The 9,790-nt window shown below is 63.4% G+C and carries 5 protein-coding genes and 3 pseudogenes; 3 read left to right on the top strand and 5 right to left on the bottom strand.

Annotation, left to right across the window (positions count from 1 at the left end; genetic code table 11):
* The first annotated feature begins 348 nt into the window (after positions 1 to 348).
* Positions 349 to 1,302: a glycerophosphodiester phosphodiesterase family protein gene (locus tag BVER_RS12115; protein WP_050453501.1), complete on the top strand. Its 954-nt coding sequence runs from the start codon at positions 349 to 351 to the stop codon at positions 1,300 to 1,302.
* A gap of 34 nt (positions 1,303 to 1,336) precedes the next feature.
* Here the strand turns inward: BVER_RS12115 and BVER_RS12110 are convergent, their stop codons facing one another.
* Positions 1,337 to 2,191: a proteasome-type protease gene (locus BVER_RS12110; protein ID WP_232316510.1), complete on the bottom strand. Its 855-nt coding sequence runs from the start codon at positions 2,189 to 2,191 to the stop codon at positions 1,337 to 1,339.
* A gap of 227 nt (positions 2,192 to 2,418) precedes the next feature.
* Between BVER_RS12110 and BVER_RS12105 the strand changes: the two genes are divergently transcribed.
* Entirely contained in the window at positions 2,419 to 3,972 is a 1,554-nt protein-coding gene (locus tag BVER_RS12105) for a 3'-5' exonuclease family protein (RefSeq protein WP_050453499.1), read from the top strand.
* Here the strand turns inward: BVER_RS12105 and BVER_RS12100 are convergent.
* Positions 3,969 to 4,726 (bottom strand): annotated as a pseudogene (locus BVER_RS12100) (SDR family oxidoreductase). The gene BVER_RS12105 and the pseudogene BVER_RS12100 sit on opposite strands and share 4 nt — an antisense overlap.
* Before the next feature lie 126 nt (positions 4,727 to 4,852).
* Here BVER_RS12100 and BVER_RS12095 point away from each other — a divergent pair.
* Positions 4,853 to 5,759, top strand: a pseudogene (locus tag BVER_RS12095) (LysR family transcriptional regulator).
* Positions 5,760 to 5,921: 162 nt separating this feature from the next.
* On the opposite strand, the gene BVER_RS12090 reads toward BVER_RS12095, so the two are convergent.
* The 3 genes and pseudogenes from BVER_RS12090 to BVER_RS12080 all read right to left on the bottom strand — a co-directional run bounded on the left by BVER_RS12090 (position 5,922) and on the right by BVER_RS12080 (position 9,694).
* Positions 5,922 to 6,389 carry an HU family DNA-binding protein gene (locus tag BVER_RS12090; protein WP_050453498.1) on the bottom strand — a complete coding sequence of 156 codons (468 nt, stop codon included), beginning with the start codon at positions 6,387 to 6,389 and terminating at the stop codon, positions 5,922 to 5,924.
* Between the two features lie 253 nt (positions 6,390 to 6,642).
* The gene (locus tag BVER_RS12085; protein WP_050453497.1) at positions 6,643 to 7,401 is read right to left on the bottom strand and encodes an endonuclease/exonuclease/phosphatase family protein; all 759 of its coding nucleotides are present in this window, start codon (positions 7,399 to 7,401) and stop codon (positions 6,643 to 6,645) included.
* Positions 7,398 to 9,694 (bottom strand): annotated as a pseudogene (locus tag BVER_RS12080) (VTT domain-containing protein). Before BVER_RS12080 ends, BVER_RS12085 begins: the two are co-directional and overlap by 4 nt.
* Positions 9,695 to 9,790: the final 96 nt, after the last annotated feature.

Here is a 9,790-nt window from a genome sequence, read left to right as displayed (position 1 = left end):
GGATCGCGGATGCCTGGCTCCCTCAACCTCGCATTCTTCATCCATGGCCTGATCGGCGCTTTGTCGTCAAGCACTCAAGGTAGGAGCCCGGTGCCTAAATTGGGCACGCCGGGATCTGTGCGGGGGGGTGTTCAGTAATGGACATCCCTACCGCAATGAACAACCGGACGGTGCGATACGCGAGTATCGCGCCTGACGGAAAGCAGCATCCGCTCGACAGCCATCGGTTCGCCGATGGCTGTTTTTTTTTGGTGAAGCCATAAATTGTCAAATCGCCCGGCCGGGCGATTCCGCAGTCCGCAGCGTGAACGCAAAATCGTCCACACCCTCATCACGCGGACGATTTGCATGCCGCCGACACTTCGCACCTTCATCGCGGTCGCCGCACTTGCCGCAGCGAGCACCTTCGCCGGCTGCCGCGCCTATTCCCCCGCACGTCCGATGATCGTCGCACATCGCGGCGGCACGGCCGACTTCCCCGAAAATACGCTGGCGGCGATTCGCGGCGCGCTCGACAACCACGCCGACGCCATCTGGCTGACCGTGCAACTCACGCGCGACGGCGTGCCGGTGCTCTATCGTCCCGCCGATCTGTCGACGAACACGAATGGCCGTGGCGCAATCGCTGATATCGATCTGGCTGAGTTGCAGACGCTGAACGCGGGCTGGAATTTCGCCCGGAACGATGCGGACGGCGCGAAGCGTTACCCGTATCGCGATCGTCCGATGCGCGTGCCGACGCTCGTCGATGCGTTGCGCGCGATTCCATCGTCGGTGCCGGTGTTTCTCGACATGAAAGCCTTGCCCGCCGTCCGTCAGGCGAACGCCGTCGCGCGCGTGCTGGACGAAGAAGGCGCGTGGTCGCGCGTGCTGATTTATTCGACGAATGCCGCGTATCAGCAGGCCTTTGCCGCCTATCCGCAGGCGCGTCTGTTCGAATCCCGCGATGCGACGCGCGCCCGGCTCGCGAACGTCGCGCTCGCGCACGCGTGCATCGACCCGCCGCCAGCGGGCGCGTGGGCCGCATTCGAGTACGCGCGGCAGATGGAATTGACCGAAACCTTCACCCTCGGCGAGGCGCGCTCGCCCGTGACGGCGACGCTCTGGACGAGCAAAGCCGTGGCGTGTTTTCGGACGCAGGGAAAGACGCACATCATGGCGATCGGCGTGAACGATGCCAACGATTACCGCGCCGCAGCCTGTCTGGGCATCGATGCGCTGCTCGTCGATTCTCCGCGCGCGATGCGCTTAGTCACGTCCGCGCCTCTGCAATGCCCGTCGAGCGCGATAAACACGCCCTGAGCGGCTTATTGCTCCGGCGCGCGACCGTTCGGATTCATGTCCTCGGCGAGCGTCTGCGCGGGCGCGTCTGCGCGGGCGCGTCGGCGCCGGGCGGCAGATCGCCGATCACCAGACGCGGCACTGCGGCGCGCGACTCGCGCGGACGCAGCGGCACGTTGGCCAGATCCGTCCACGACGGATTCGGAATCTCGCCGAAAATCTGCCGCAGCCGCTCGCCCCAGGTGCGATGGATCATCTGATAGTAGGTGCTGTCGTTATCGAGCGTGGCGAAGCGCGTGACGCGCAGTGCATCTTTCTCGTAGACCAGCAGATCGAGCGGCAAACCGACCGACAGGTTGGCGCGCAGCGTCGAATCCATCGAGATCAGCGCGCATTTGGCGACTTCATCGAGCGGCGACGAAGGCGTGATGACGCGATCGATGATCGGCTTGCCGTACTTCGACTCGCCGATCTGAAAATACGGCGACACGCGCGTCGACTCGATGAAATTGCCCGCCGCGTACACCATGAACAGACGCGGCGGCTGGCCGTGAATCTGCCCGCCCAGAATGAAACTGCAATTGAAGTCGACGCTGAATTCGGCGAGCGACAGCGCATCGCGCCGATGCACCTCGCGCACCGCCTCGCCGACGATACGCGCGGCTTCCGCCATCGTGGCGCAGCTGTAGAGCGTCGGCGCGTCCGGATCGGTCGGCTCGGCGAGCAGTTGCGTGACCGCTTGCGTCAGCGCGAGATTGCCGGCCGACAGCAGCACGATCACACGCTCGCCGGGCTGTTCGTAGACAGCCATCTTGCGGGCGGCGCTCACGTGGTCCACGCCGGCGTTGGTGCGGGTGTCGGAGAGGAACACGAGTCCGTCGTCCACACACATGCCCACGCAATAAGTCATGTCGATCCGTCCTGAAGCAAGCAAACCAGTATTGTACTAACGCCCATTGCACGCCGCATGCGAAGTGCGAATCGCAAACGCTGTCTTCGCGCATTCGCCACAGTGGCTTTGGCTGTAATCGATTTATCGGCCGATGCGGCGTCGCACTTGAATTCGCCGCGCTCGAATGGTGCACGCGTCTTTTGAGCTAGACTCGAACGCTCGATCACCGCACGCCGCTCTTATCCATGCTGGACGATTCCACCGACGCCGACACCCTCGCCGATGCCCTGCTCGCAGGCCTCGCGCGTCCCATCGTGTTCGTCGATCTGGAAACCACCGGCAGCGATGCAACGGAAGATCGCATCACTGAAATCGGCGTGGTGGAAGCGAGCACGGCGGGCATCGAACGATGGAGCGTGCTGGTCGATCCGGGCGTGCCGGTGCCGCCGTTCATCGAACGCCTGACCGGCATCGACGACGCGATGCTGCGCGGTCAGCCGAGCTTCGCGTCGCTTGCGCCGGCGCTGGCCGAACATCTGCACGGCAAGCTGTTCGTCGCGCACAACGCGCGCTTCGATTACGGCTTCCTGAAGAACGAGTTTCGTCGCGCGGGCATCGCGTTTCGGGCCGATACGCTGTGCACGGTGCGGCTGTCGCGCGCGCTGTTTCCATCGGTCGAGCGGCATGGACTCGATGCGCTCATCGCGCGGCTCGACCTCATGCCCGAAGGCCGCCATCGCGCATTGGCCGATGCCGATCTTCTATGGCAGTTCTGGCAGAAGATCCACGCGATCTATCCTCAAGAGCTCGTCGATGCCGCGATCAAAACGCTCGTCAAACGCGCGAGCCTGCCCGCCGCGTTGCCGGAAGGCACGCTCGATACGCTGCCGTCGACGCCCGGCGTCTACATCTTTCATGGCGACGACGAAGCGCCGCTCTATGTCGGCAAGAGCATCAACCTGAAGCAGCGCGTCGCGTCGCATTTTTCGGGCGATCATCTGCTTGCGAAGGACTTGTCGATTTCGCAGGCGATCAAACGGATCGACTATCGCGAGACCGTGGGCGAACTGGGCGCGTTGCTGCTCGAAGCGAAGCTCGTGAAGGAACTGCGGCCCGTGCATAACCGCCTGCTCCGGCGTGCATCGGGCGCATGCGCGTGGCAATGGCTCGCAGGCGCGCCCGCGCCCACGCTGATGCGCGCGAACCGGCACGATCTGTCGCGCGAGCGCGATCTGTACGGCGTGTTTTCATCGCGCGCGAAGGCGCTTTCGTATCTGCGTCATCTCGCGGATGAGCATCAACTGTGTCATGCGACGCTTGGACTCGAAAAATCCACGCGCGGCTGCTTCGGCTACCAGGTGAAGCGTTGTCTCGGCGCATGCGCGGGCATCGAACCGCTCGCCGATCACGCGACGCGCTCGCTCGCCGCACTCGAATCCGCGCGTCATGTGCGCTGGCCGCATGAAGGCCCGATCGCGATCGTCGAACGCGATGCGCAAACGGCGCGCGAAGCGTGGCATGTGGTCGATCGCTGGTGCTATGTCGGCAGTTGCGCATCGATCGACGAGATCGCGCCGCTGCTCGCCTCGGCCGGCGACGTGCGTCCCTTCGATGCGGATGTCTACAGTCTGATCGCGAAACGCCTCGCATCGGCGCAACTCGAGTGGATCGCGTGCGATACGCGGCCCGCGTTCGAACTGACGACGCAAGCCGCGCTGCCTGCGTCATCCATCAAACGCGCGACGGTAGCGCGTCGACGCGTCGTCCGCAACACGGAGCAGCTCGCGTTCGCTCTTTAAACCAGCCCGCCATTGGCGCGCAGCACCTGTCCGTTGACCCAGGCCGCATCCGCGCCGACGAGCATCGCGACGACCGACGCAATATCCTCCACTTCGCCGAGCCGTTCGAGCGGCGGCAGCTTCGAGAAGTGCGCGATCTGCTCCTGCGTCTTGCCTTCGAGAAACAGCGCGGTCGCGACCGGTCCCGGCGCGACAGCATTCACCGTGATGTTGCGTCCGCGCAGTTCCTTGGCGAAAACATGCGTCACAACGCTTCGACGGCGGCCTTGGTGGCGTTATAGATGGCATAGCCGGGCATATTGAGCGCGAGCGTTGTACTCGAAAAATTGACGATGCGTCCGCCGTCGTTCATTCGCGCCGCCGCTTCGCGCAGCGTATTGAAGGTGCCGCGCAAGTTGATGCCCATCGTCTGGTCGTAGAGCGCGTCGCTCGTATCGGCGAGCGGCATGGTCTTCAACACGCCTGCGTTGTTGACCAACACGTCGATGCGGCCGAGTTGCGCATCGACCGTTTCGAACATGCGGCGCACGTCGTCCGCATTCGCGACGTCCGCTTTCACCGCGATGGCCGCGCCGCCCGCCGCGGGCAATTCGCCGGCGAGCGCATCGGCTTCCTTCGCGCTCGATGCATAGTTGATGGCGACCGCGAAGCCATCCTTCGCCAGGCGGCGCGCAATTTCCGCGCCGATGCCGCGCGATGCGTCCGTCACGATGGCCACGCGCTGCTTGTCGATGTTCGTATCCGTCTGACTCATGATGCCGCTCCTTGAATGTGATTCGATGAAGTGCATGATGGATCATTCCGTTTCTGCGATCATCGTGCGCGGCTGAGTATCATCGTTCCAGTTGCTTTAACAATCACTGCATGGATGCCATCGCTCATGGATCGCTTTCAGGAAATGCAGGTCTTTGTGCGGATCGCCGAACGCCACAGCTTCACGCAAGCCGCCGACGATCTGCAAATGCCGCGCGCCACCGTCACCAATCTGATGAAGCGCATGGAGGAGCGGCTCGGCGCGCGCCTGCTCGAACGCACCACGCGCACCGTTCGCTTGACGCCCGATGGCGAAGCGCACTATCGGCGTTGCGTGCGTCTTATCGCCGACCTCGAAGAGGCTGAAGGTTCGTTCAAGCATGCGGAGCCGAAGGGATTGCTGCGCGTGAATCTGCAAGGCACGCTCGCGCGACACTTCGTCGTGCCGGCGTTGCCCGCATTTCTGGCGCGCTATACGCAGGTCGAACTGCAAGTAGGCGAAGACGACCGTCTCGTCGATCTCGTGCGCAAAGGCGTGGATTGCGTGCTGCGCGCGGGCACGTTGCAGGACTCATCGATGATCGCGCGGCGCGTTGCGATGCTCGAACATGTGACGGTGGCAAGTCCCGCGTATCTCGCGCGTGCGGGCATTCCCGAAGATCTCGATGCGCTGGCCTCGCATCGCGCGGTCAACTACATATCGAGCGCGACGGGCCGCAGCCTTCCGCTCGAGTTCACGGTCGATCACGATGTGCGCGCCATCGAGTTGCCCGCCGCGATTTCCGTGACGGGTGTCGAGCTCTACACGCAAGCGGCGCTCGCAGGGCTCGGCATTGTGCAGGTGCCGCGTTATCGGATCGTCGACGAACTTCGCCGATGGCAAGCTCCAATGCCTGCTTCCCGAGCTTGCGCCGCCGCCCATTCCGGTGTCGGTGCTGTATCCGCACAATCGTCAGTTGTCGGCGCGCGTACGGGTTTTTGCGGACTGGCTCGGCGGTATCTTTCACGAAGCCGCGAGTACGACGCTCGCTTAGCAAAGGCTTATCGCGCGCTGACAGAAGACAAACGACCGGCACACGACACGCGCATGAAAAGCAAAAAAGGCCAGCCTTCCCTCAACGGGGAAGCTGGCCTCTTTCTTTATGCGTAGCGATACGAGATATCGCTACCGCTGATGCTTGCGCGATCAGCCGAACTTAAGCAGCCGCGTCCTTCAGCTTCTTCAGCGCGCGTGCCTTGATGCGCACGCTTGCCGGCTTGGCCGGGAACCAACGCTCGGTGCCCGTGAACGGGTCCTTGCCGAAGCGCTTCTTCTTCGCCGGAACGGCTTGCGCGGAGATCTTCAGAAGACCCGACAGCGTGAATTCGCCGGCGCCCTTCTTGTGGACCGCACCGAGAATCACGTCTTCGAGCGCGGCCATCACGGCCTTGGCGGCCTTCACATCGACAGCGGCACGTTCAGCAAGGTGTGCAGCGAGCGACGCCTTGGTGAAAGTGTCCTTGATGGGAGACGGAGCGCCCGCGGTCTTCTTTGCGGCGACGACACTCTTGGTGGCTACTTTCTTCGCGGCAACCTTCGATGCTGCTTTCTTGGCGACCGGGGTCTTGGCTGCGGCCTTTTTGGCCGGGGCCTTCTTTGCAGCGGTTTTAGCGGAAGTCGGCATGTTTCTCCTACCTGTGTTGGTCAGTGATATCTGATGACTGAATACGTGCGCGTCAATGCGTTCGTATCACGCCGGATTCTACATATGCAAAGCGCGTTCGTGCGAGTCTTTTTGCGTTTTATATCGTTTTTCTAGGCACTTTTCGTCGCGTGGCGGGCACAGGTGAGCTTGTTCGGGATAACACGCGATCAAAATACCCCTTGAAACATGCATTCGAAGCATCGTTCGATGCATGACCGGGGGCATTCATCGATCATCGATCGATAAGCGTCGACGGTGCGCTGATACGCGCGATAAGTGGATAGTGATCGGATGCGACACGCGACAAACGCGTGCGATGCACGTCGACGCGCATCAGCCGCTCGCCCGGATGCACCCAGATACGATCCAGCGCGAACAGCGGATAGCGCGTCGGAAAGGTGCGCAACGCGCTCGCGCGATGAAAGTGCGTGACGAGCCTGCGCAAGGTGCGGCCATAAACGAACCACTCGTTCAGATCGCCGAGCAGAATCACGGGCAGCGCGGGCGTGTCGAAAGTCTGCAAGACCTGCTCCACCTGCGCGCGTCGTTCGCCCGATGCAAGGCCGAGATGCGTCGCCACCACGCGCCAGGTTTCACCGCCGCAGTCGATATCGGCATCGAGCGCGCCGCGCGGCTCGCGCGTCCTGAACGACAGATCGAGCGTGCGCACCGCGCGCACCGGATAACGCGTCAGCACCGCGTTGCCGTAGCGTCGCGCGGGCGTATCGAGCGTCGGGCCTTCGACTGCATGCAGGTTCGTCATGCGGCGCAACACGTCGAGCACGTCGGGCGCATTCGCGCCGCCCAGCGGCACTTCCTGAAGCGCGAAGATATCCGCGTCGATCTCGTTGAGCACTTCGCCGATGCGTTCCGGCGCGAACTTTCCGTCGATACCCACGGCTCCGTGCAGGTTGTATGTCGCGATGCGCAACTCGCGCGAGCGCGCGATCGTCATGCTTTCCTCGATGCCGGCGTCGTGCATCAATGTCATGAATTGACCTCGTCGGTGCGTCGCGGAGAAGAACCGTTCGATGGATCGCGCGGCATCTTGCCGCGTTCGCGCAGACGGCTCGCGCGTTGCGCTTCGTCGCTGGCGCGCGGCTTGTCGGCATCGCCCGGTGCGCCTTCGTGGGGCGCGTCGGTCTTGCTTGCGCCGCCGATAAAGCGCTGCAGCAGAATCGACAGACCGATCAATACCGCGCCGATGCCGATCAACCGCGAACGATCCCACCGTCGGATGCCGTAACGATGCGACGAACTGATTCGCAAACGCCACCGTCAGAAAGATGCCCGGACCCATGCCGAGCATCGTGCCGATCATGAAATCGCGCATGCGGATATGCGATGCGCCCGCCACGAGATTGACGATCGCGAACGGCGCGACCGGCAGCAGACGCAACACGACGACCGCGACGATGCCGCGCTTGGCCACCAGTTCGCTCAGGCGATTCACGCGCGCCCCCGCGAGCCTGCGCACCGCATCGCGCCCGAGCCAGCCGCCGAGCCAGAAGCTGATGGCCGCCGCCAGCGTCGTGCCGACATACGCGTATACGCCGCCCCACGTCGCGCCGAACACGATGCCCATCGACGCGATAAGCAAAGTCACCGGCACATATACGACCGCCGCAGCGACATAGCCGAGCACGATCCACAGCGGCGCGAGCGGCAGCGCTTCGACATGCCGCGTGGCGTTGGTCAGCGACTTGAGGTTGAGGTAATCGCCGAGCGGCGTCCAGTGCCACAGACCCGACCACGCCCACGATCAGCAGCGCGAATATGCCGAGCGCCGCATAGCGTCCGATCAGCGGGCGCGTCCTTTCCTTCGGCACGAACTGGTCGACGAGTTCATCGGCGGCGATCGGTGTTTCGGGATCGATGAGGGCGTCGGGCGGAATCAGCTGATCGAGTTCGGGCGACACTTCCGGATCGAGATCGACCAGCGTGCGATGTTCCTCGCGATCGCGCTGCAACGCGAGAATCGCCGCGTTCATGCCCCCGCGCGCATCGCGTTCGCGCACGATGTCGGCGATCTCGCAGCCGAGATGCTCCGCGAGCAGCGTATCGCGCATCGTCGCGATGGCGCGGCGGATGCGTGCGTCCGCGCCGGCATCGATGGAGATATTGCATTCGCTGTCGAGCACCATCGAGCGATTGTTCAGATTCGCCGAGCCGACGATCAGCAACTCGTCGTCGACGATCATCAGCTTGCTGTGCACGTTGACGATGGCCTCGCCCAGATCGGGAACGTCCGGGCACAGCAGGCGATAACGTCCGTGCGTATCCGCGTGCTTCAATATCTTGTGCAGACGCGCGCGCAGCACGCCCATCGTCACTTCCTGCAGCCAGCCGCTCTGATTGCGCGGCACGACGATGGCAAGATCGGGACCATCCTCGCGCGCGAGCGATTCCGACAACGCCGCGCCGATCGAGCCCGACGTGAAGTACTGATTCTCAATATAGATGCTGCGGCGCGCACGCGCGATCGCATCGAGATATTGCGTGCGAATCTGCTGCACGGGCGTGCGGCCGAGATACGCGGGCTCCGTCAGCGAGATCGCGATACGCACGTTGTCGATTTCGACGCCGCGCGAAGGCGGCCAGGTATCGTGCGACAGCGCGACGCGATGCGAGCGAATCGCGAGCCGTCTGCCGCACGCACGCGCCCAGCGATCGCGCGCGAGCATGCCGATCTCGCGCGCGGCGTCGCCGTCGAACATCGTGTGGACGTCGTGAAACGGCTGATACGGTGCGCCGTTCGCATCGCGGCGCAAGGGATCGGCGGCGGCGTGTTTCGTCGTGTCCCAGCGCGATCGCGTGAGATCGAGTCCGCCGACGAATGCGAGGCGATCGTCGATCACCACGATCTTCTGATGCTGCGAACCGCCCATCGGATGCTTGCCGTCCGTCTGAAACGCGATACGCCGATGCGTGCGCCAGCCCATCTTGTACACCGGCAGCCACTCGCGCTCGAACGCGTAAAGCATCGCGAAATCCCACGCGAGAATGTAGATGCGCAGGCGCTTCTTTTGCGCGGCGATGGCGTGCAGAAAATCGCCGAGCGCGTCGGGCAAGCCGTCGTCGGAGCCTTCGGGCGTGAGCTTCATGCGACTGTCGATGTCCCATCCGAGGATGAACACCATGCGCTCCGCACGCGTCAACGCCTCGCGCAACACGCGAAAATAATCTTCCCCGTCGATCAGCAGGCTGAAGCGATCGGCCTGACGCACGCTCGCGCAATTGCGTCCCGGCTCGAAGAAGGATTCGTCGAAACGCTCGGCGCTCATGCGGCCGATGCGCGTTTCATCGCGTGTGGAAGGATCATCGACATGCACTCCATGAAAGGTCGTGACAATGCGTCAGCAGTTTGCAAGCAGCATGCC

The sequence above is a fragment of the Candidatus Burkholderia verschuerenii genome, assembly GCF_001189365.1.
Classification (GTDB): Bacteria; Pseudomonadota; Gammaproteobacteria; order Burkholderiales; family Burkholderiaceae; genus Caballeronia; species Caballeronia verschuerenii.
The sequence above is the reverse complement of the archived record's forward strand: the minus strand, read 5'-3'. Positions and strand labels throughout refer to the sequence as shown.

Excerpts from the sequence above, each read along its gene's own strand:
- BVER_RS12105 (WP_050453499.1), top strand. The coding sequence starts at position 2,419 with ATGCTGGACGATTCCACCGACGCCGACACCCTCGCCGATGCCCTGCTC.
- BVER_RS12085 (WP_050453497.1), bottom strand. The coding sequence starts at position 7,401 with ATGACATTGATGCACGACGCCGGCATCGAGGAAAGCATGACGATCGCG.
- BVER_RS12110 (WP_232316510.1), bottom strand. The coding sequence starts at position 2,191 with ATGACTTATTGCGTGGGCATGTGTGTGGACGACGGACTCGTGTTCCTC.
- BVER_RS12090 (WP_050453498.1), bottom strand. The coding sequence starts at position 6,389 with ATGCCGACTTCCGCTAAAACCGCTGCAAAGAAGGCCCCGGCCAAAAAG.
- BVER_RS12115 (WP_050453501.1), top strand. The coding sequence starts at position 349 with ATGCCGCCGACACTTCGCACCTTCATCGCGGTCGCCGCACTTGCCGCA.